This is a genomic window from Streptomyces sp. GL_141, assembly GCF_057834385.1.
In genome coordinates, this window is record NZ_CM174402.1 from 4379613 (window position 1) to 4399761 (window position 20149).

22 protein-coding genes and 1 tRNA gene are annotated in these 20149 nt (G+C 70.6%); 6 read left to right on the top strand and 17 right to left on the bottom strand.

The window, feature by feature from the left end; all coding sequences use genetic code 11:
- Positions 1–9: 9 nt before the first annotated feature.
- Both AC3IX6_RS19145 and AC3IX6_RS19150 read right to left on the bottom strand, forming a co-directional pair.
- Positions 10–1545 carry an MDR family MFS transporter gene (locus tag AC3IX6_RS19145; protein ID WP_489371489.1) on the bottom strand — a complete coding sequence of 512 codons (1536 nt, stop codon included), beginning with the start codon at positions 1543–1545 and terminating at the stop codon, positions 10–12.
- Positions 1546–1628: 83 nt separating this feature from the next.
- On the bottom strand, positions 1629–2036 hold the full coding sequence (locus tag AC3IX6_RS19150; protein ID WP_489371490.1) for a MarR family winged helix-turn-helix transcriptional regulator: 408 nt from the start codon (positions 2034–2036) through the stop codon (positions 1629–1631).
- A 221-nt stretch (positions 2037–2257) separates the two neighbouring features.
- Here AC3IX6_RS19150 and AC3IX6_RS19155 point away from each other — a divergent pair, with 221 nt between their 5' ends.
- Positions 2258–2497 carry a hypothetical protein gene (locus AC3IX6_RS19155; protein ID WP_489371308.1) on the top strand — a complete coding sequence of 80 codons (240 nt, stop codon included), beginning with the start codon at positions 2258–2260 and terminating at the stop codon, positions 2495–2497.
- Between the two features lie 6 nt (positions 2498–2503).
- Here the strand turns inward: AC3IX6_RS19155 and AC3IX6_RS19160 are convergent, their stop codons facing one another.
- The 10 genes from AC3IX6_RS19160 to AC3IX6_RS19205 form a co-directional block, all read right to left on the bottom strand.
- A complete protein-coding gene (locus AC3IX6_RS19160) occupies positions 2504–3301 on the bottom strand; it encodes a hypothetical protein (RefSeq protein ID WP_489371309.1) in 798 nt (265 codons plus the stop codon).
- A gap of 92 nt (positions 3302–3393) precedes the next feature.
- Entirely contained in the window at positions 3394–4248 is an 855-nt protein-coding gene (locus AC3IX6_RS19165; protein WP_243341827.1) for an RNA polymerase sigma factor SigF, read from the bottom strand.
- A gap of 246 nt (positions 4249–4494) precedes the next feature.
- The gene (locus AC3IX6_RS19170) at positions 4495–5523 is read right to left on the bottom strand and encodes an RNA polymerase sigma factor SigF (RefSeq protein ID WP_489371310.1); all 1029 of its coding nucleotides are present in this window, start codon (positions 5521–5523) and stop codon (positions 4495–4497) included.
- 211 nt (positions 5524–5734) lie between these two features.
- On the bottom strand, positions 5735–5896 hold the full coding sequence (locus AC3IX6_RS19175; RefSeq protein WP_356511502.1) for a hypothetical protein: 162 nt from the start codon (positions 5894–5896) through the stop codon (positions 5735–5737).
- Between the two features lie 372 nt (positions 5897–6268).
- Positions 6269–6556 carry a hypothetical protein gene (locus AC3IX6_RS19180; protein WP_489371311.1) on the bottom strand — a complete coding sequence of 96 codons (288 nt, stop codon included), beginning with the start codon at positions 6554–6556 and terminating at the stop codon, positions 6269–6271.
- 102 nt (positions 6557–6658) lie between these two features.
- Positions 6659–6745, bottom strand: a tRNA-Ser gene (locus AC3IX6_RS19185).
- An 80-nt stretch (positions 6746–6825) separates the two neighbouring features.
- Positions 6826–7254: a tRNA adenosine(34) deaminase TadA gene (gene tadA, locus AC3IX6_RS19190; protein WP_489371491.1), complete on the bottom strand. Its 429-nt coding sequence runs from the start codon at positions 7252–7254 to the stop codon at positions 6826–6828.
- A 77-nt stretch (positions 7255–7331) separates the two neighbouring features.
- On the bottom strand, positions 7332–7928 hold the full coding sequence (locus tag AC3IX6_RS19195; protein ID WP_489371312.1) for a tRNA adenosine deaminase-associated protein: 597 nt from the start codon (positions 7926–7928) through the stop codon (positions 7332–7334).
- Between the two features lie 252 nt (positions 7929–8180).
- On the bottom strand, positions 8181–8354 hold the full coding sequence (locus AC3IX6_RS19200; RefSeq protein ID WP_243341832.1) for a hypothetical protein: 174 nt from the start codon (positions 8352–8354) through the stop codon (positions 8181–8183).
- A gap of 128 nt (positions 8355–8482) precedes the next feature.
- On the bottom strand, positions 8483–9526 hold the full coding sequence (locus AC3IX6_RS19205) for a universal stress protein (protein ID WP_489371313.1): 1044 nt from the start codon (positions 9524–9526) through the stop codon (positions 8483–8485).
- A 193-nt stretch (positions 9527–9719) separates the two neighbouring features.
- Between AC3IX6_RS19205 and upp the strand changes: the two genes are divergently transcribed.
- Positions 9720–10355, top strand: a complete 636-nt coding sequence (gene upp, locus AC3IX6_RS19210) for a uracil phosphoribosyltransferase (protein WP_267758966.1) — start codon at positions 9720–9722, stop codon at positions 10353–10355.
- A gap of 84 nt (positions 10356–10439) precedes the next feature.
- Here the strand turns inward: upp and AC3IX6_RS19215 are convergent, their stop codons facing one another.
- Both AC3IX6_RS19215 and AC3IX6_RS19220 read right to left on the bottom strand, forming a co-directional pair.
- Positions 10440–11090: a LytR C-terminal domain-containing protein gene (locus tag AC3IX6_RS19215; RefSeq protein ID WP_489371314.1), complete on the bottom strand. Its 651-nt coding sequence runs from the start codon at positions 11088–11090 to the stop codon at positions 10440–10442.
- A 222-nt stretch (positions 11091–11312) separates the two neighbouring features.
- The gene (locus tag AC3IX6_RS19220; protein WP_112446725.1) at positions 11313–11609 is read right to left on the bottom strand and encodes a type II toxin-antitoxin system VapB family antitoxin; all 297 of its coding nucleotides are present in this window, start codon (positions 11607–11609) and stop codon (positions 11313–11315) included.
- 88 nt (positions 11610–11697) lie between these two features.
- Here AC3IX6_RS19220 and AC3IX6_RS19225 point away from each other — a divergent pair, with 88 nt between their 5' ends.
- The gene (locus AC3IX6_RS19225; RefSeq protein ID WP_489371315.1) at positions 11698–13332 is read left to right on the top strand and encodes a helicase HerA-like domain-containing protein; all 1635 of its coding nucleotides are present in this window, start codon (positions 11698–11700) and stop codon (positions 13330–13332) included.
- A 90-nt stretch (positions 13333–13422) separates the two neighbouring features.
- A complete protein-coding gene (gene opcA / locus AC3IX6_RS19230) occupies positions 13423–14358 on the top strand; it encodes a glucose-6-phosphate dehydrogenase assembly protein OpcA (RefSeq protein WP_489371316.1) in 936 nt (311 codons plus the stop codon).
- On the opposite strand, the gene AC3IX6_RS19235 is transcribed toward opcA, so the two are convergent.
- Complete coding sequence (locus AC3IX6_RS19235; RefSeq protein WP_489371317.1) at positions 14304–14780, bottom strand: cupin domain-containing protein; 477 nt, start codon at positions 14778–14780, stop codon at positions 14304–14306. The two genes, opcA and AC3IX6_RS19235, sit on opposite strands and share 55 nt — an antisense overlap.
- Positions 14781–14871: 91 nt before the next feature.
- Complete coding sequence (locus AC3IX6_RS19240) at positions 14872–15483, bottom strand: HhH-GPD-type base excision DNA repair protein (RefSeq protein ID WP_489371318.1); 612 nt, start codon at positions 15481–15483, stop codon at positions 14872–14874.
- A 108-nt stretch (positions 15484–15591) separates the two neighbouring features.
- On the opposite strand from AC3IX6_RS19240, the gene AC3IX6_RS19245 reads away from it, so the two are divergent.
- A complete protein-coding gene (locus tag AC3IX6_RS19245; RefSeq protein ID WP_489371319.1) occupies positions 15592–16404 on the top strand; it encodes a VOC family protein in 813 nt (270 codons plus the stop codon).
- A 30-nt stretch (positions 16405–16434) separates the two neighbouring features.
- Here AC3IX6_RS19245 and AC3IX6_RS19250 read toward each other — a convergent pair whose 3' ends face one another.
- On the bottom strand, positions 16435–16881 hold the full coding sequence (locus tag AC3IX6_RS19250) for a molybdopterin-dependent oxidoreductase (protein ID WP_489371320.1): 447 nt from the start codon (positions 16879–16881) through the stop codon (positions 16435–16437).
- Positions 16882–17351: 470 nt separating this feature from the next.
- Between AC3IX6_RS19250 and AC3IX6_RS19255 the strand changes: the two genes are divergently transcribed.
- On the top strand, positions 17352–20138 hold the full coding sequence (locus AC3IX6_RS19255) for a PKD domain-containing protein (protein ID WP_489371321.1): 2787 nt from the start codon (positions 17352–17354) through the stop codon (positions 20136–20138).
- Positions 20139–20149 lie beyond the last annotated feature (11 nt).

Here is a 20149-nt window from a genome sequence, read left to right on the forward strand (position 1 = left end):
ACCGTCCGGCTACTCCGCCGGGGCGGCCACCGGCTCGTGGGCCGCCGGCTTCGACCTGAGGGCGACCTCCTTGATGAACACCACCAGCACCAGCGCGAGCAGCGCCGTGGGGGCGGCGTAGAGGAAGACGTCGCCGACGCCGTGCCCGTACGCGGATTCGACGACCACACGGAAGGGCTCGGGCAGTTTGGCGAGGTCGGGGATCGCGCCCCCGCCGGTGCCGCCGTGGCCCATGGCCGCCGCCTTCGGACCGAGCTCGGCCAGGCCGTCCTGGACGTAGTGGGTGACGCGGTTGGCCATGACCGCGCCGAGGGCGGAGACGCCCATCGCGCCGCCGAGCGAGCGGAAGAAGGTGACGACCGAGCTGGCGGCGCCGAGGTCCTCGGGGGCCACCTGGTTCTGGGAGGCGAGGACCAGGTTCTGCATCATCATGCCGAGGCCGAGGCCGGTCAGCGCCATGAAGATCGCGATGTGCCAGTACGGGGTGTCGTACCGCAGGGTGCCCAGCAGGCCGAGTCCGGCCGTCAGGAGCACGCCGCCGGAGACGAGCCAGGCCTTCCACTTGCCGGTCTTGGTGATCACCTGACCGGAAACGGTGGAGGAGACGAAGAGTCCGCCGATCATCGGAATCGTGAGTATTCCGGACATCGTGGGGGACTCGCCGCGGGCCAACTGGAAGAACTGGCTGAAAAACACGGTGCCCGAGAACATCGCGATGCCGACGAAGAGCGAGGCCGCCGAGGCGAGGCTGATGGTCTTGTTGCGGAAGAGGCGCAGCGGAATGATCGGGTCGCTCGCCCGGGACTCGACGAGGACGAAGAGCAGGCCGAGGGCGAGTGCGCCGCCGGTCATCGTCCAGGTCTGCCAGGAGATCCAGTCGTACGAGCTGCCGGCCTGGGTCACCCAGATCAGCAGGAGCGAGACGGCGCCGCTGATCAGGAAGGCGCCGAGCCAGTCGACCTTGACGTCGCGGCGGACGACGGGCAGGTGCAGGGTGCGCTGGAGCACGACCAGGGCGATGACGGCGAAGGGGATGCCGACGTAGAAGCACCAGCGCCAGCCGAGCCAGCTCGTGTCGGTGATGACCCCGCCGAGGAGCGGGCCGCCGACGGTGGCGACGGCGAAGACCGCGCCGAGGTAGCCGCTGTACCGGCCGCGCTCGCGCGGGGAGATCATCGCGGCCATCACGATCTGGGCGAGGGCGGAGAGCCCGCCGACGCCGATGCCCTGGACCACGCGGCAGGCGATGAGCATGCCGGTGTTCTGGGACATGCCCGCGACCATCGAGCCGAGGACGTAGATCACCAGGGATATCTGGACCAGCAGCTTCTTGCTGAAGAGGTCGGACAGCTTGCCCCACAGCGGGGTCGCCGCCGTCATCGAGAGCAGGGCGGCCGTGACCACCCACGTGTACGAGGACTGGGTGCCGCCGAGGTCGCCGATGATCTGGGGCAGGGCGTTGGAGACGATCGTGGAGGACAGGATCGCCACGAACATGCCGAGCATCAGCCCGGAGAGCGCCTTCATGATCTGCGGGTGGGTCATGGGCGCGCTGTCGGACGTGGTCTCCGGCCGGCCGCCTCCCCGCACACCGGTGGGTGTGGTCGTAGCCATGTTGTTCCTTCGGTCTAGCTGTCTGGAAGCGTGAAGCCCGATCGGAGTCGGGCCAGCAGGATGTTGAGGTGGTCGACGTCCGCGTCGGACCAGTCGGCCAGGGCCTTTTCCAGCGCGGTGGTGTGGCGGGTGCCGAGCTCGGTGAGGAGAGCGCGGCCGGCCGGGGTCAGGCGCAGGATCCGGCAGCGGGCGTCGACGGGGTCGGTGTCGCGGGTGATCCAGCCGCGGTCGGCGGTGTGTGCGACGTGCCGGCTGGTCACGGAGATGTCGATGGCCAGGTACTCGGACAGGCGGCCGAGCCGCATCTCGCCGTGGCGGTCGAGCACGGTGAGCACGGCCGCCGAACCGGGCGGGCAGTCGGGGGGCAGGAGGCGGGCGAGGTCGCGCTTGACGGCGCCGATGCCGGTGAGCTGACGGGCCAGCTCGGCGTAACGCGTGGCCGGTGTGGCCGTTGTGGTCGGTACGGGCTCTACGGGCTCTACGGGCTCTACGGGCGCCAGGGGTGCCACGGGCGCTGCGGTCAACGGGACCCCCCTCCATATGTCGTTGCTTCGGGCAACCATAGAAGCAGATGGTTGTTACAGGCAAATGAATCGGAGGGCTGGGCGGTAAAGGAATCGGAAAACCGGCTAGGGTCCTGCGCATGGCTGCGAATCACGACTCGAACCACAACTCACAGGCTCCCGAGGGTGACTACGACCCCGCGGGCAGCACCCAGATGTTCCGGGCGTTCGTCGACGAGCCGGTACCGGCTCCCGCCGTCCCCGGTTCGCGCATGCAGAACCGTGCCGCGCGCAAGTCGGGACCGGGCGCGGGCCTGTGGATCGGGGTGGGCCTCGGCGCGCTGGTCCTGATCGCCGTGGTGGCCTGGCTGGCGCTCTGACGGCCGTCAGTTCCAGGTGGCCGTGACCTTCTGGGTCTCCACGCGCATGCCCAGGGGGACGCGCCAGGATTCGACGCAGATCCGGTAGGTCTGCGTCTTCGTCGTGCCGCCCGCGATCGGCGCGGGCAGCGGCTGGGTCGAGTGGATGGTGGCCCAGTCGACGCCCAGGGCGCCGATGATGTGCGTCGCGAAGCTGACCGTGCCCGAACGGGCCGCCGTGCCGCCGGTGTTGGTGAACGCCACCGTGACCTGCTCGCACCAGCGCTCCGCCGTCGCGGTACGGGTGGGCGCGCCGATGCTCAGCTTCGCCGGCGTGGCCGGAGGCGGCGCCGGGGTGGACGGCCCCGGCTTCGGGGGCGGGCTCGACGGAGCCCCGGGCTTGCCGCCCGGCGGGGTGGGAGGCGTCGTGCCGGGTGCGGTGCCGGGCGGGTTCCCGGAGCCGCCGGGGGCGGTGGGCGCGCCTGCGCCCGGGGCGGAGCCGCCGGGAGGCTGGGACGACCCCGGGGCGCCGGGCGGCGTACCGCCGGGGACCCCGCCGGGAGTACTGCCCGGGATGTCCGCCGAGGTGCTGCCCGACGTGCCGCCGGGGGACGCGGAGGATCCCGGCGAGGTCTGCGGGAGCGACTGGAACTCGACCCGGGCCTGGGGGGCGACGTTCTCCCCGGCGCCCCGCTCCGGGCCCGGAGCGGCCGCACCCAGGGCCACGTAGCCCTCGCGCGGCGAGCCGCCGCAGCCGGTCAGGGCGACGGCGGCAGCGGTGGCGCCGAGGACGAGGACGGCGGCCTGCCGGGATACCTTTCGCATCCCGGCAGTTTTCCTGACGTGCCGTCAATTGGGAAGCGGGTGCGGTGGATTGCCCGAGCGCACCCGCGTCCCGGTGACCCGCGGAGGCGGGACTACTCGCCGATCAGGCCGACGCGGAGCTGCGCGAGCGTGCGCGTGAGCAGCCGGGAGACGTGCATCTGGGAGATGCCGACCTCCTCGCCGATCTGCGACTGGGTCATGTTCGCGAAGAACCGCAGCATGATGATCTGCCGTTCCCGGGGCGGGAGCTTGGCCAGCAGGGGCTTGAGCGACTCGCGGTACTCGACGCCCTCCAGCGCGGTGTCCTCGTACCCGAGCCGGTCCGCGAGCGAGCCCTCGCCGCCCTCGTCCTCGGGAGAGGGCGAGTCGAGCGAGGAGGCGGTGTACGCGTTGCCCACGGCGAGGCCGTCGACGACGTCCTCCTCCGAGACCCCGAGCACGGCCGCGAGCTCCGGCACGGTCGGCGAGCGGTCGAGCTTCTGGGCGAGCTCGTCGCTGGCCTTGGTGAGGGCGAGTCGCAGCTCCTGGAGCCGGCGCGGGACGCGCACGGACCAGGAGGTGTCCCGGAAGAACCGTTTGATCTCACCGACGACCGTCGGCATGGCGAAGGTCGGGAACTCCACCCCGCGCTCGCAGTCGAACCGGTCGATGGCCTTGATCAGCCCGATCGTGCCGACCTGGACGATGTCCTCCATGGGCTCGTTGCGGCTCCGGAAGCGGGCCGCGGCGTAGCGCACGAGGGGGAGGTTCAGCTCGATCAGGGTGTCGCGCACGTAGGTCCGCTCGGGACTGTCCGCGTCGAGGCCTGCGAGCCGCTTGAAGAGGGAGCGGGAGAGGGTGCGGGTGTCGATCCGGGTGTCGATGGCTTCCGAGCGGTGGGACACTGCCGGCACTTCACGCTGCTTGACGAGCGTGAGCACCTGTGAGCTGCCCTGGTCTACGGACATGCCACCCCCTTGAGGTCGCGGACGGTCGCGCTTCATCTGCGCGCCCGTCGGAGGAACGCAGCCTCCACCTGAATACCGGAGGCGGGGCTGCGGCAAACGCGGTTCCAGCAGAATGTCACATGTCGGCAACACGCTGTAGCGCCATGTCGACAAGTATCTCCAGCGACAGAACCCGATAGACCTGCTCTAGGGCGGGAATCTGCCGCTCTGTCAGGAAACGCGGAGAATGATCTCCACTCGATCCGGTTAGGCCTCGATCCTGTTTGCGGATCTCAGCCGGGCGAAGCTCCGGGCGAGGAGTCGGGAGACGTGCATCTGGGAGACGCCGAGCTCGGCGCTGATCTGCGACTGGGTCAGATTGTTGTAGTACCGCAGGAGGAGGATCCGCTGCTCGCGCTCGGGCAGCTGGACGAGGAGGTGGCGGACCAGGTCGCGGTGCTCCACGCCGGCCAGCTCGGGGTCCTCGTAGCCGAGGCGGTCGAGCAGGCCGGGAAGCCCGTCGCCCTCCTGGGCGGCCTCCAGGGAGGTCGCGTGGTAGCTGCGGCCGGCCTCGATGCAGGAGAGCACCTCGTCCTCGCCGATGCGCAGCCGCTCGGCGATCTCGGGGGTGGTCGGGGTGCGGCCGTGCAGGGTGGTGAGGTCCTCCGTGGCGGCGTTCACCTGGACCCACAGCTCGTGCAGGCGGCGCGGGACGTGGACGGTGCGGACGTTGTCGCGGAAGTACCGCTTGATCTCGCCCACGACGGTCGGCATCGCGAAGGTCGGGAACTGCACCCCGCGCTCCGGGTCGAACCGGTCGATCGCGTTGATCAGCCCGATCGTGCCGACCTGGATCACGTCCTCCATCGGCTCGTTGCGGCTGCGGAAGCGGGCTGCCGCGTACCGGACGAGCGGGATGTTGGCCTCGATGAGGGCCCCGCGGACCCGGGAGTGCTCGCTGGTGCCCGGCTGCAGGTCCTTCAGCTGCCCGAACAGGACCTGGGTGAGGGCCCGGGTGTCGGCGCCCCGGCTCTGCGGCCTGGGGGCGACCGGGGGCTCCTCGGGGGCCTCCTGCTGGGGCGGTACGTGGGACTCCGGCGGCGGGGAGGCCGGGTGGGATCCCGGGCGGGATGCCGGGTGGGGCCCCGCGTGGGGGGCCGGGTGGGGCCCCGAACGGGCCCCCGGCTGGGGTCCCGGCTGGGCCTGCGCGGAGTCCCGGTGCGGTTCCCGGGGGTGCTCCTGCTGCGGGTCCTGCTGGGGCGGCACCTCGGGCGCAGTACTGGCCGGCACGGTCACGCCACCCCTTCACGTCACGTCATCAACTCATCCGTCAAAAGCGGTCATAGCATCACAAGACATGTGCACTGTGTGCAAGCACCGTATATCGCCGTGTTGAGGGCAAGTTGGGCATAACAGGGCATCTTGCCCCGTGTGCGGGAACGCAAAAAGCCCCCCACCCGTCGGAGTGGGGGGCCGGGGAGTCCGGAAACCGCTTCAGCGTACGGGTTCAGCGCACCAGTTCGGTCATGAACTCGCCGATCGCCGTTGCGGCATCCGAGATTCCTTGGAAGCCTATTTGCACCATATCGGCGGCTTTTATGGGCTGAGTGATGATGACGAAGAGGACGAAGACGACGAGGGCGCCCGAGATCAGCTTCTTGGTTTCCACGTGCGCTGTCGGCCTCCCCAACCGGTCCTGCAAGGTCGGGAGAGTCTAGCCGGTCGTGTTCGAACACTCACCTGGCCTTTAAGGACCAATGACCCGGCGCCACAGGCCCTTTGCCGGTGTGCCGACGGCCTCGGGAGGCGCAGTATTGAACACGAGCCCACCGGTTCTGGCAGGAAATCGGTGAGCGAGGGACAGGACCTCACTGCGGGGTCCGAGCCGCAAGCTTCCCCCCTGACTGCGGCTTGGACTGGCAGGTTCCGTCCTCATCGGGGGAAGTGGCTTGTCCCCCCGATGCCACTTCCCCCGTCCCAACCGTTGAAGGTCCCGACTCAGGTCGGGGCCTTCTTCGCGTTCTCGGGGGGATCCGCGCGCCTACTCCAGGCCGCCGGCCAGGTCGGCGATCGGCTGGACCGGGGCGATCACGGGCGCGAGGTGGTTCGGCACCTCCATGAGCTGGTTGAGCTGGTTCAGGCCGCCGCTGAGCTGCCCGCCGACCTCCTGCACCGAGGACGGGCTCGCCCCCTCCGGCATGCCCTGCGGCGCCGGCAGGTCCGGGAGGGTGAGCGGGGCGATCGGTGCGGCGGAGGCGGCGGGCGCCGCGAGGCCCGCGGCGGCCCCCGCGAGGGCGATGGCGGCGAGGATGCGCTGGGTCTTGGTCATGCCGTGACAACGGCCGAGGGCGCGGGCGGTCACGCGGATGTCCCCCGGACGCCGGAAACGCCGAGAGCCCCGACCCTTGCGGGGCGGGGCTCTCGATCAGAGCGGTAGCGGTGGGATTTGAACCCACGGATAGCTTGCACCATCACACGCTTTCGAGGCGTGCTCCTTCGGCCGCTCGGACACGCTACCGAGAGAGAGCTTAGCCCAAGGAGACCCGTGCTCTGAAATCCATACGCACGGATCCCGAAGAGGATCCCTCACCGCAGCCCTCAGAGGTCGCGGAAGAAGTCGGTGAGCTGCTGCGCGCACTCCCCCGCGAGCACGCCCGCGATCACCTCGGGCCGGTGGTTGAGCCGGCGGTCGCGCACGAGGTCCCACATCGACCCGGCGGCGCCCGCCTTCTCGTCGGACGCCCCGTAGACCACACGGGCCACCCGTGACTGCACGAGGGCGCCCGCGCACATCACGCACGGCTCCAGGGTCACCACGAGGGTGCACCCCGGGAGCCGCCATTCCCCGAGGGCGGTGGCCGCCCGGCGCAGCGCCAGTACCTCGGCGTGAGCCGTCGGGTCTCCGGTCGCCTCCCGCTCGTTGTGCCCGGTGGCGAGGAGCTTCCCGTCCGGGCCGAGCACCACGGCGCCGACCGGCACGTCGCCGGCCGGCACCGCCCGGGCGGCCTCCCGGAGCGCCAGGCGCATGGAGTTCTGCCACGGGTCCCGTACGGGGTCGGGCGTGTACGGGGCGGGCTGCGGGGTGTGGTGGTGCGCGGGGATCACTAGCGGACGGCCTCCAGGACCTCGGTGGCGCCGAGCGAGTCGGCGATCTCCGAGAGCGCGTCGCCGTCCAGGGTCATCAGTTGTTTGTGGCTCACCCCGAGGTCGTCCAGCAGCCTGGGGTCGCCGAGCGGGCCGGCGGGTGCCGGTTCGGCGCCGGACCGTACGTCGTGGCCGTCGTCCGCGTCCGTGCCGGTCGCGTATGCGTCGTCCCCCTCGTCTCTGTCGGCGGGTCCGCCGTCCGGGTAGGAGGCGATGACCTCGTCCTCGCCGTCCTCGGTTCCGTCGAGGTCCAGCTCGTCGAGTTCGTCGTCCTCCTCGTCCTTGCCGAGCAGCTCGTCGGTCAGCATCGAGCCGTAGGAGCTGCGGGAGGCGGCGGAGGCGTTGGACACGTAGTAGCGCGGGTCCTCTTCGCCGTCCACCCGGACGACCCCGAACCAGGTGTCCTCCTGTTCGATGAGGGCTACCACCGTGTCGTCGTCGACAGAGGCGGAGCGGGCGAGATCGATCAGATCACTAAGGGACTCGACATCGTCGAGTTCCATGTCGCTCGCTTCCCACCCGTCTTCGGTGCGCGCGAGCAGTGCGGCGAAATACACCGTGACTCTCCCACTGGTCATAGGCGTGCCGGTTGGAGTTCCCCCCGGCCGGAGGTGGGTGGGGGTGGAACGGCCGTCGTGCTCACCGTTTCGTACCCCGCCCAGTCGGCATCGTGGCAGAAACGGAGCCATTGCGAGAGGTCTTCCGCGCCGTGGCGCTGGCCGCGCGTGTTGTACGGGGCCTCGTGCCGGGGGCGCGACGGCGGCCGGGCGGTGCCTCGGCAGGGCCTCGGACGGGTGCCCCGGCAGGGCTCACCAGCGGAAGGTGCGCATGCGCATCTGCTGGCGCATGCGGGCGGCGCGGGCGCGTCTGGGCTGGACCCGGTCGCGCAGTTCCCGGGCCTCGTGCAGGTCACGGAGGAACTGCGCGCGCCGTGCTCTGCGCTGCGCCGTCGTCTCCAGTGGCTCGTGATCGTCGTCGGGCATGGGTCACCGCCCCTGGCTGGTCCGGTCCGGTCCGTCCCCCCGAACCCCCACCTTCCCTCGGACCGGCCGTTTGATGCCACCTTCTGCCACGACTCGAGAGGAATTCAGTCGGATTCCGACAATCCCGGCTACGCGGACTGCGCCGGAGACTCCGGCGTCTCAGTCGACTCCGACATCGACTCCGACATCGACTCCGACATCGAATCCGACCCCGACTCCGAATCCGACCCCGACTCCGACTCCGTCAGGGTCGGGACGATCGCCACCGGCCCGTGCGCGTGTTGCAGCACGGCGTTCGCGACCGAGCCGATCATGAGGGACCGGATGTGCCGGCGCGGGTGGTGGCGGCCCACGACGACCAGCGCCGCCGACTTCGAGGTGTCGACGAGGCGCCCGGCCGCGTCCCCGGGCACCGCGGCCTGCTCGACGGGCACGGTCGGGTACTTCGCCCGGAACGGTGCGAGCCGTTCCGTCTGGGAGCGGAGCATCTCCCGCTCGGCCGGTACCGCGTTCTCGTCCTCCCCCACCAGCGCCTCCGGCGGGATCACCGCGAACGGGCTGTCGATCACCATCGTCGGCGACGGCGGGATGCTGTACGCCGAGACCACCTGGAGGGTGGTGTTCCGCGCGGCGGCCTCCGTGAACGCGAAGTCCAGTACGTTGTCGGGCGTCTCCGCGGCGTGCAGTCCCACCACCACGCGCCCGGCCGAGGCCTGGGGTTCCCCGTCCGCGCCGCGCGCCTCGTGCGCGACCACGACGACCGGGCAGGCGGCGCTGGTGGCCACGGCGCGGCTGTTCGAGCCGAGCAGCAGGGCGGCGAAGCCGCCGCGGCCCCGGGACCCCATCACCAGCATCCGGGCGCCCTCCCCGATGTCCCGCAGGGCCTCCGGGACGGAGCCCTCCAGGGACTCGTAGCGGACTTCGGAGGGGAGCGGGCCGCCCGCGGCCAGGTGGGCCCGTATCCGCACGCTGACGGGGTCCTCGGTCTCTTCGGGCTCGGTGCGGTCGTGCAGGGAGGAGCGGCGTGCCGCGTACAGCTGGGCGCTGTCGGACAGCACGTGGGCGACGACGAGCCCGGTGCCGTGGCGCACTGCCGCAGCCCTTGCCCACTCCAGGGCCTTGAGGCTGTGTTCGGATCCGTCGACTGCGGCGATCACCCTTGCGTGGCTCATCCGTCCAGCGTGCTGGGGGTCCGGGCGGGTCGCATCTCCAGGGGTTTACGGGCGTGGCCGCCGCTTCGGGCGCGAAGGGGTGGGCGCAGCGCGTAGCCTTTTGGGTGTGGGTCGCGTGTTTGCGGCCGTTTTCGCAGGTAGCGGCGTCGCAGGTCGCAGCTTTCGCTGCGACAGCCGAGTCTTGGAGGATGTTGTGCGTTTGCAGGTCGTGGATCACCCGTTGGTGGCGCACAAACTCACCACCCTGCGCGACAAGCGCACCGACTCCGCCACCTTCCGGCGCCTCGCCGACGAGCTGGTGACCCTGCTCGCGTACGAGGCCACCCGGGACGTGCGCACCGAGCAGGCCGACATCGTCACCCCGGTCGGTCCGACCACCGGCGTGAAGCTCTCGTACCCGCGGCCGCTGGTCGTACCGATCCTGCGCGCCGGTCTCGGCATGCTCGACGGCATGGTGCGGCTGCTTCCGACCGCCGAGGTCGGCTTCCTCGGCATGGTCCGCAACGAGGAGACCCTGGAGGCCTCCACGTACGCGACGCGCATGCCGGAGGACCTCTCGGGCCGCCAGGTCTACGTGGTGGACCCGATGCTCGCCACCGGCGGCACGCTCGTCGCGGCGATCAAGGAACTCATCAAGCGCGGTGCGGACGACGTGACCGCGGTGGTGCTGCTGGCCGCGCCCGAGGGCGTCGAGATCATGGAGCGCGAGCTCGCGGGCACGCCGGTGACGGTGGTGACGGCCGCGGTGGACGAGCGGCTCAACGAGCACGGCTACATCGTGCCGGGCCTGGGCGACGCGGGCGACCGCATGTACGGCTCGGCGGAGTAGCGCGCGGGAGCGCCCCGGAAGTCCGAAAGCCCGGCCCCCCTTCGAAGGGGGGCCGGGCTTTCTCGGATGGTCGGCCTCAGCCGGTCAGCACTTCTTGGCGGGTGCGGGCTGGGGGTTGGCCAGTGCGGCCAGGGCCTTGTCCGCGTCGGCCTTCGGGGTGAGCTCCTTGAAGGCGTCGCCCAGGATCAGGTCGATGTCCGCGGTCTCGCGGGCGTCGGTCTGCTGGGTGGCGCCGGCGAGGTTGGTGCCGAGGACGGAGAAGGCGGCCTTGTCCGTCTGCGGCGAGCCGACCAGTATCCCGGCGCCCGGGACCTTCTTGTCGAAGTCGGCGGGGGCGTTGCCGACCTTGCCGATGGCGAAGCCGCGGTTCTTGAGCTCGTCGCCCACGGCCTTGGCGAGGCCGGCGCGCGGGGTCGCGTTGTAGACGTTGACCGTGATCCCGCCGGGCGGCGGGAGCGCGACCTGCGGCGCGGCGGCGGGGGTGGCGGTGGAGCCCGCCTTGGGGGCGGGGGTGGCGCAGTCCTTGGCCGCGGCGGCGGTCTTGCGTTTGTCCGCGTCACCGCCGAACACATCGATGAGCTGCACGGCCCCGTAAGCGATCAGGGCGAGCCCGATGATCGATCCGAGCACCACGAGGACGATCCGGCGGCGGCGTCGAGGGCGGGACATGCGGGGGTAAGCCGCTCCCGTGACCTTGTACTTTCCGCCCATGCCAGGGGGAGTGAGCATGCTCATGTGCGCAGCGTAATGCCGACCGCTGCCGATGCCCACTGAATCATCTGTTCATAGGGCAAGGCTGACCCGAAAGGCGCAACCGGGACCTATCCGACACTCCCTCGAAGCCTCTCCGAAGCCTCTCCGAAGCCTCTCCGGAGCCTCTCCGGAGCCTCTCCGGAGCCTCTCCGGAGCCTCTCCGGAGCCTCTCCGGAGCCCGTCGGGCGCCCGGGCGGCGGCGGATCAGCCCAGTTCGAGGACGCGCGCGTGCAGGACCTGGCGCTGCTGGAGCGCGGCGCGCACGGCGCGGTGCAGGCCGTCCTCGAGGTACAGGTCGCCCTGCCACTTCACGACGTGGGCGAAGAGATCCCCGTAGAAGGTCGAGTCCTCGGCGAGCAGCGTTTCGAGGTCGAGCTGGCCCTTGGTGGTCACAAGCTGGTCGAGCCGGACCGGGCGCGGGGCGACATCCGCCCACTGACGGGTGGTTTCCCTGCCGTGGTCGGGGTACGGCCGCCTATTTCCGATGCGCTTGAAGATCACACGGAAAGCCTACCGGGCAGGGACCTGCGGGCGCAGCCTTGCGATGACGGTGCAAAGGTGGCAGATAGTGCTATTTCGGGAGTGATATATGAGCCAGAGCACCGACAGTCAGAGCGCCGACGGCCAGGGCACCGACAGTCCGGGCACCGACAGCACCGGCGGCACCGACCCCGCGTCCCCCGCCGGACTGATCGCCGCGGGGTACGCCTTCACCGGACCCGCGCTCGATCTGGGGGCCCTGCTCTGGGACGGGGCCTGCCTGCCGGAGCACCAGATCCGCATCCCGCTGCCGATGCTCAACCGGCACGGACTGGTCGCGGGCGCCACCGGAACCGGCAAGACCAAGACGCTGCAGCTCATCGCCGAGCAGCTGTCGGCCAACGGCGTGCCGGTCTTCCTCGCGGACATCAAGGGCGACGTCTCGGGGATCTCCGCTCCCGGCACGGCCAACGACAAGATCGGGGAACGCGCCAAGGACGTGGCCCAGGAATGGGAGGGCGCCGGATTCCCCAGCGAGTTCTACTCGCTCGGCGGGATCGGCCCCGGAATCCCGCTCCGGTCCACCGTGACGAGCTTCGGCCCGGTCCTCATGTCCAAGGTGCTCCAGCTCAACCAGACGCAGGAGCAGTCGCTGGGGCTGATCTTCCACTACGCCGATACCAAGGGCCTGGAGCTGATCGACCTCAAGGACCTGCGGGCGGTCGTCGCCTTCCTCGTTTCGGACAAGGGAAAGCCGGAGCTCAAGGGCATCGGCGGACTCTCCACGGTGACCGCCGGCGTGATTCTGCGGGCGCTCACCGCCTTCGAACAGCAGGGGGCGGCGGAATTCTTCGGCGAGCCCGAATTCGACACCAGCGAATTCCTCCGAACGGCGGCGGACGGGCGCGGACTGGTCTCCGTACTGGAGCTCCCGGCGGTCCAGGACAAACCGCAGCTCTTCTCCACCTTCCTGATGTGGCTGCTGGCGGATCTGTACGGCGACCTTCCGGAAGTCGGCGATCTGGAGAAGCCCAAGCTGGTCTTCTTCTTCGACGAGGCGCACCTGCTGTTCAACGGGGCCTCGAAGGCGTTCCTCGAAGCCATCACGCAAACGGTGCGGCTGATCCGCTCCAAGGGCATCGGCGTCTTCTTCGTCACCCAGACTCCCAAGGACGTGCCGGCCGACGTGCTGGCGCAGCTCGGCAACCGGGTGCAGCACGCGCTGCGCGCCTTCACCCCGGACGACGCGAAGGCGCTGAAGGCGACGGTGAAGACCTTCCCGAACTCCGCCTACGACCTGGAGGAGCTGCTGACCCAGCTGGGGACGGGCGAGGCGGTGATCACGGTGCTCAGCGAGAACGGCGCTCCGACGCCGGTGGCGGCGACCCGGCTGCGGGCCCCCCAGTCGCTGATGGCGCCGATCGACGCGGCCGCGCTGGACCAGGCGGTGAAGTCCTCGCTGCTCTACTCGCGGTACGCGGAGCCCATCGACCGGGAGTCGGCGTACGAGAAGATCAGCGCCGAGCAGGCGGCGGCGGAGGCGGAAGCCGAGGCGGCGGCGGCCGCGGCGGAGGCGGAGAAGCAGGCGAAGGCGGCCGCGAAGGCCGCGCCGAAGCCGGATCCCTCGCTGGCGGAGCAGGTGGTGGGCAGCGGGCTCTTCCGCTCCCTGGCCAGGTCGATCGGTACACAGCTGGGCCGCGAGATCTCCCGGTCCATCTTCGGCACGGCTAGGCGGCGCCGCTGACACCGCACGGGGAACCCGTACCTGACGGGGAATCCGCACCCGACCGGGAATCCGTACCTGAGGCTCCGTCCGGCCTGCGAGACTCGGAGCATGCGGACCGAACTCACCGATACGACCTCCAGCAAGGTCAACCGGGCCCTGCTCGACGCGCGACGGGCCGTCGGGAGCCCCACGATGGGGCTCGTGCTCAACCTCCTCGTCGCCACGGACGAGGAGAACGCCTACGACGCCGTCCGCGCGGCCTCCGAGGCCTCGCGCGAGCACCCCTGCCGGATCATCGCGGTGATCAAGCGCACCGCGCGCGGCTCGCACCGGCTGCGGCGCAGCCGGCTCGACGCCGAGCTGCGGGTCGGCACCGACGCCGGGTCCGGGGAGATCGTGCTGCTCCGGCTGCACGGGACGCTCACCGAGCACGCGGGCTCCGTGGTGCTCCCGCTGCTGGTGCCGGACGCGCCCGTGGTGGCCTGGTGGCCCGCCGACGCCCCGGACGCACCCGGCCGGGATCCGCTGGGCGCCCTCGCGCAGCGCCGGATCACCGATGCCGAGGCCGCCGCTGACCCGGTCGCCGCGCTCGACGCCCGGGCCGGCGCCTACGAGCCCGGGGACACCGATCTGGCCTGGACCCGGCTCACTCCGTGGCGTTCGCTGCTGGCCGCCGCCCTGGACCAGAAGCCGCTCCCGGTGACGGGCGCGGCCGTGGAGAGCGAGCCCGGCAACGCGAGCTCCGAGCTGCTGGCCCGCTGGCTGGAGGACCGGCTCGGGGTGCCCGTGGAGCGGGTGGCGACCGGGGGGCCGGTCATCACCCGGGTCCGGCTGACGACTTCGGCCGGGGAGATCCGCGTGGACCGCCCGGACGGGGTCCTGGCCACCCTGCTCCTGCCGGGCAGCCCGGACCGCAAGGTGGCGCTGAAGATCCGCAGCAGCGCCGAGCTGATAGCGGAGGAACTGCGCCGGCTCGACGCCGACGAGATCTACGCTTCGGCGCTGCGCTTCAGGCGGCCGGCCCAGGCGTCGCTCTCCGCGTAGTGGTTGTCGTAGACGGGCTGGCTGTCGATGATGTCCTGCACCGTGGCCTCGCCGGCCCGGACCCGGCCGAGCAGCCGGTAGTAGTCGAAGCGGCCCATGCCGGGCGTGAAGCCGACGAAGACCTCGGCGGTGGCGCCCGCGGCCGGGGCGAAGGCGTGCTTCACGCCGGGGGGCACGGCGAGGAAGTCGCCCTTGGTCAGGGTGTGTATCTCGTCGCCGAGCAGGACGTCGAGCGTGCCGTCCGTGACGTGGAAGAACTCGGTCGCCTTGGTGTGGAAGTGCACCGGGGCACCCGCGGCGCCGGCCTCGAAGGTGGCCGTGTTGCAGGTGAGTTCGGCGGTGTCCGTGAGCAGCGTGATCAGGCTGCCCGGGCCATCGGAGATGATCTCGGCAGTGGCGGCGCGGGTCAGGTTCTCAGTCATGATCACGAGCTTAGGGGCAGGGTCTGACAACCGGCCGGACACTCGCCCCAACCGTCAATTCCGCTTACTGGAACCGCTGGTGGCCCCCTCTCTAGGACTTCGCGGCGGCCCTCTCCGCCTTCGCGGCAGCCTTCGCCTCCTGCTTGTGCGCCCGCACCTTGGCCAGCGATTCCGGGCCGGTGATGTCGGCCGCCGACCGGTAGACGTTCGCCGGCCCGTACCCGCCGGCCGCCTCGCGCCAGCCGCGCGGCCGCACCCCGAACCGCTTGCCGAGCAGCGCCAGGAAGATCTGCGCCTTCTGCTCCCCGAAGCCGGGCAGCGCCCGCAGCCGCGCCAGCAGCTCGGCCCCGGTACCCGCGTCCGCCCACACGGCCGCCGCGTCCCCTTCGTAGTGCTCCACCAGGTACGCGCACAGCTGCTGCACTCGCTTCGCCATCGACCCCGGGTAGCGGTGCACGGCCGGCTTCTCGGAGAGCAGCGCGGCGAAGGCCTCCGGGTCGTAGGCGGCGATCGCGTGCGCGTCCAGGTCGTCGGAGCCGAGGCGCCGGGCGATCGTGTAGGGCCCCGAGAACGCCCACTCCATGGGTACCTGCTGGTCCAGCAGCATCCCGACCAGCGCGGCGAGCGGGCTGCGTCCGAGCAGCTCATCGGCCTCGGGCTGCTGGGCGAGCCGGATGGTGACGCTCTTGTTCGTGTCGTCCATGACTCCAGGGTCCCGCGCGGCGGTGCTCCCCGCGCGATTGTCAGATCCCGCGCCTAGCGTGAGTACCGAGACGGGTCACGTCGTACACGACACAGGAGTCGATCGATCATGACTGAGTTCACGGAAGGCGCGCCCTGCTGGGTGGACGCGATGTTCTCCGATCTGGAGGGCGCGAAGACCTTCTACGGCGATGTGCTGGGCTGGACCTTCGGAGAGTCCAGCACCGAGTACGGGAACTACACGCAGGCCTACTCCGACGGCAAGGCCGTCGCGGCCGTGGTGCCGCCGATGCCCGGGGCGGAGGGCCATTCGCAATGGTGTCTCTACCTCGCCTCGCCCGATGCGGCGGCCACCGCCGCGAAGATCAAGGCGGCCGGCGGCGAGCTCCTGATGGAGCCGATGCAGGTCGGCTCCTTCGGCACGATGGCCATCGCGAAGGAGCCGAGCGGCGCCGTCTTCGGCGTCTGGCAGCCGGGCGACCACAAGGGCTTCGAGAAGACCGGCGAGGCGGGCGCGTACTGCTGGGCCGAGTTCTTCTCGCGCGACGTGGCCAAGGCGGACGCGTTCCTCCCGCAGGTCTTCCCGTACGGGAGCCGGCAGATGGAGGCCGGGGACGACCCCGAGATGGCCGGGATGGACTTCAAGGTCTTCAGCCTGGGCGGCCCGGAGAACCCGGTGCTGGGCCGGATGGGCATGGGCACCGACTTCCCGCCGGAGATCCCCTCGTACGTCCAGGTCTACTTCGCCGTCCCGGACTGCGACGAGGCGGTCGCGAAGACCCAGGCCCACGGCGGCAAGCTGCACTTCGGCCCGATGGACAGCCCCTTCGGCCGCTTCGCGGCGGTGACGGACCCGCAGGGCGCGGCGTTCGCGGTGATCGACGTGGCGAAGACGGTCGGCGAGATGCCGAAGTTCGCCTGACGGGCGGCGCACCGGCCGGCCGCTCCCGCCCTACAGCCCCAGGCGCGGCGGCGACAGCGCGCCGAACCACACGTGCGTGACGGCGCTGACGTACCGCGCCCCGCACCGGTCCGAAGGGACCACCAGCTGCGCACCCGCCTCGTCGAGGTCCTCACCGTCGAGGCGGGTCGCCAGCAGCACCGGGCTCGCGCCGAAGTCGGCGTCCAACTCGGCCCAGGACAGCATCGAATGGTGCCCGTCCCCGCCGGTCACGGCGAGCAGGAACCGCGAACGGTCCTTGCGGCGGCGGGCGTCGAAGGCCGGGCCGGCATCCGAGATGACCTCCCGGAGCAACGGGCCCTCGAACACGTGGTGCTGCGGACCGTTCGTCGCGCAGTCGAAGGTGACCGCGGCCCGGTGCTGTGCCCAGTCCCGCAGATCCGCGACGCTGAGCGTCGCCGGGTGGTCCAGGTCTCCGTGCAGCATGAGTTTGCCCATGGATCACTCATGCCCGGCGGGACGCCTTCCAGAACCTCATCTGCAAGGTTGAAGCCTTGATGTGGGCAGCAACTGTCCACGACTTCGTCATTTCTTCCTGGCAGATCACGAGGCTGCGCGCTCGCGCCGAAAGGTGTCCGTTCCCGTGCAACCTTCGGGCGGGGTGGGCGGTCCTATGCGTGACGGTCGAACCACTTCACCCGTCGCGAACGGCAAGGTGAGCATCTTCAACAGCCACGGCGGCTCCAACCACGTGATCACCGACCTCCTCGGCCACTTCACCGCGAACTGAGACCGAACTTCCTCACCCCCTCGTACAACCATGCGAGGGGGTGAGCCGTCTCCTCGGTGAACGCTGAGCGGATCTTCCGGGGGGACAGATGAGCGAACGGGTCACGCATCGGCACCGCCGTCCGCCCCGCAACGGCATCGGCCAGTGGCAGCTCCAACTCTCGAAGGGAGTCCTTCTGTTGCGTCCCATTCGTACGACGACGGTCCTGCTCACCGCAGGCCTCGTCACCCTTCTCGGTGTCCCGGGCGCCGTGGCCGCGGAGGCGGCCCCGTCCGGCCTCTACGTAAACCGTGCCGCCAAGAACTGTTCCGACGGCGGACCCGGTTCGTCGGCGGTGCCCTTCTGCTCGGTCTCGAAGGCGGCGAAGGTCGTCGAGCCGGGCCAGACCGTGTGGGTCGACACGAACATCGGCTACTACGGCGAGTCCGTCACCATCGACCGTTCCGGTGAGCCGGGCAAGCCCATCACCTTCGACATCATCCCGTCCGCGCCCGACGGGGAGACGGGGCAGGTGTCGGAGTCGTACTGGACAGACGGCCTGACCATCAGTGGTGCCTCCCACGTAGTGGTCCGCGGGGTGGAGACCGACGACGGCCCCATCCGGGTCCACGGTTCCACCGATATCGCACTGGACAGGGTCGGGAACGGGTGGGGCACGTCCCACGGCCTGGTGGTCGGCGGGGGAAGCGAGGACGTGCGCGTCACACGGAGCCGGCTGCACAGCGCCCGGGTCGAGGGAGGCGCCCGGAACACGGTGTTCGGCCGCAACACCTTCTGGGCCCAGAGCAGTCTGGAGTCGGCCGAAGTGGTGGACGCGCCCGGCACCGTCCTGACCAACAACACGGTCTACGGCGGCTGTGGGGAGGCCATCGGGGTCAGTGGTGGCTCGACCGGCTCCAAGCTGTTCAACAACCTGATCTACCCCTACTCCTATTGCGGGACCTCCGAACTCTTCCGGGGCATCCGCGTGACGGAGAGCGCGGCGGCCGGAACCGCCGCCGACTACAACCTGATCACCGGCCCCCGCGGAGCCGCCAGCCCCTTGCCCACGCCCTATCAGTGGGCAGGTACCGCGTACAAGACCCCGGCGGAGTTCACGGCCGCCACCGGCCAGGGCGCGCACGACATCGTCACGCCGACGTACGACGGAGTCGGTGCGAGCGAGACCGGGTCCCCCACCGTCGACTCCGGCGATCCGACGGCGCCGGGCGTGCTGCCGACCGACATCTACGGGGGTCCGACCGCGGACGACCCGCGGGTCCCCAACACCGGTAGGGACGGCGGGTGGATCGATCGCGGTGCGGAGGAAACACAGGACCGCCTGAGCATGGTCTGGGCGTACGTCTCGCAGAACAACTGGGCTCCGGTCGGCACAGAGGTCGGGGTGAACATCTCCACGGACAGCAACTGGCAGTCCACCCTCACGTACCACGCCGACTTCGGTGACGGGACGGCCCCGGTCGTCAGCAAGAAGAACTTCCTCGAGCACGTCTACAGCTCGCCGGGCGTGTACGAGGTCAAAACGAAGGTGGTCACCGCAGTCGGGCGGGAGGTACCGGGGTCCACGCGGACGACAAAGGTGACCGCACCCGGCGTACTGACCGCTGACTTCACCGCCACTCCGGTCCTGCCGACCTCCGCCGACACGGGATACCGGATCGCTCCGCTGACCGTCCGCATCGACACCCCCGGTGCCACGGTGGCGCCGTGGCGGGTGGGTGCGCAGAAGGTGGACTTCGGCGACGGCACCTCTTCGAGCCGCGGGGGTCTGGAGAAGGTGGAGCACGCCTACAAGACGCCCGGCACGTACCAGGTGACGGTCAGCCTCACGGACGTCCAGGGAGCGAAATCGACGGTCACCAAGAAGGTGCAGGTCGACTACGCGCCGTCCGGGTACGTGGCCACGGAGCCGTTCCGGCTGCTGGACACCCGTACCACGAACACCCCCATCGAGGGCGGCACCGCCCACCCGGTGGTCCTGTGGGCAGGCCAGGGCGTTCCGAACCACGGGCTCGGCCAGAGCATGAGCGCGGTGGTCCTGAACGTGACGGTCACCGGTGCCACCCAGGACACCCACCTCACGGTGTGGCCGTCGGGCCAGTCGCGTCCGGCGACGTCGAACGTGAACATCGCCCGGGGCGGCACCTCGTCCAACACGGTGACCGTGCCCGTGGGCGCTGACGGCAAGATCAAAGCTCAGCTGAACGCGGGCAAGGCCTCACTGATCGTCGACGTCGTCGGCTACTACCAGCCCACCATCGGCGAGCGTTTCTCCCCCATCACCCCGACCCGTGTCACGGACACCCGTTCCTCGGGCGGTGCGCTGGGCGGTGGCAAGACCCGCACGGTGAAGGTCGCGGGCGTCAACGGCATCCCGGCCGGCGCGACCGCGGTCGCCCTGAACCTCACCGGTACGGGTGCCACCCAGCCGGCGCACGTGATCGCGTACCCGGATCCGGCGAAGCGTCCGGCGACGTCGAACCTGAACGTGGAGCCGGGCAAGGACAAGTCGAACCAGGCGATCGTCCCGGTGGGCCCGAACGGCACGATCACCCTGTTCACGAACAGCGGCTCGACCCACCTGGTGCTGGACGCGGTCGGCTACTACGGCAAGGACGGCAAGGCCCTCTTCACCCCGGTCGTCCCCAAGCGCCTGGCCGACACCCGTACGACCGGCAAGGTCGCCCCGGGCGCCACCACCACGGTCGCCGGCCTCCCGGCCAATGCCGTGGGCGCGGCCCTGAACGTCACCGCGACCGACACCACCGGCCCGGGCTTCCTCACCGCGTACGCCTTCGGGGGCAAGCTCCCCGGAGCCAGCAGCCTCAACACCCTCCCCGGGGTCACCGTCCCGAACCACGTCACCACCCCGGTCGGACCCGGCGGCAAGGTGAGCGTCTTCAACAGCTACGGCGGCCCCAACCACGTGATCACCGACCTCCTCGGCTACTTCACGCAGGGCTAGCCCCCGGCGCG

Coding starts and splice junctions, on each gene's coding strand:
- tadA (WP_489371491.1), bottom strand. CDS start 7,254: ATGCGCCTGGCGCTCCGGGAGGCCGCCCGGGCGGTGCCGGCCGGCGAC.
- AC3IX6_RS19160 (WP_489371309.1), bottom strand. CDS start 3,301: ATGCGAAAGGTATCCCGGCAGGCCGCCGTCCTCGTCCTCGGCGCCACC.
- AC3IX6_RS19240 (WP_489371318.1), bottom strand. CDS start 15,483: ATGGACGACACGAACAAGAGCGTCACCATCCGGCTCGCCCAGCAGCCC.
- AC3IX6_RS19225 (WP_489371315.1), top strand. CDS start 11,698: ATGAGCCAGAGCACCGACAGTCAGAGCGCCGACGGCCAGGGCACCGAC.
- AC3IX6_RS19200 (WP_243341832.1), bottom strand. CDS start 8,354: ATGCCCGACGACGATCACGAGCCACTGGAGACGACGGCGCAGCGCAGA.
- AC3IX6_RS19155 (WP_489371308.1), top strand. CDS start 2,258: ATGGCTGCGAATCACGACTCGAACCACAACTCACAGGCTCCCGAGGGT.
- AC3IX6_RS19235 (WP_489371317.1), bottom strand. CDS start 14,780: ATGACTGAGAACCTGACCCGCGCCGCCACTGCCGAGATCATCTCCGAT.
- opcA (WP_489371316.1), top strand. CDS start 13,423: ATGCGGACCGAACTCACCGATACGACCTCCAGCAAGGTCAACCGGGCC.
- AC3IX6_RS19215 (WP_489371314.1), bottom strand. CDS start 11,090: ATGAGCATGCTCACTCCCCCTGGCATGGGCGGAAAGTACAAGGTCACG.
- AC3IX6_RS19145 (WP_489371489.1), bottom strand. CDS start 1,545: ATGACCCACCCGCAGATCATGAAGGCGCTCTCCGGGCTGATGCTCGGC.
- AC3IX6_RS19180 (WP_489371311.1), bottom strand. CDS start 6,556: ATGACCAAGACCCAGCGCATCCTCGCCGCCATCGCCCTCGCGGGGGCC.
- AC3IX6_RS19250 (WP_489371320.1), bottom strand. CDS start 16,881: ATGGGCAAACTCATGCTGCACGGAGACCTGGACCACCCGGCGACGCTC.
- AC3IX6_RS19245 (WP_489371319.1), top strand. CDS start 15,592: ATGACTGAGTTCACGGAAGGCGCGCCCTGCTGGGTGGACGCGATGTTC.
- AC3IX6_RS19205 (WP_489371313.1), bottom strand. CDS start 9,526: ATGAGCCACGCAAGGGTGATCGCCGCAGTCGACGGATCCGAACACAGC.
- AC3IX6_RS19165 (WP_243341827.1), bottom strand. CDS start 4,248: ATGTCCGTAGACCAGGGCAGCTCACAGGTGCTCACGCTCGTCAAGCAG.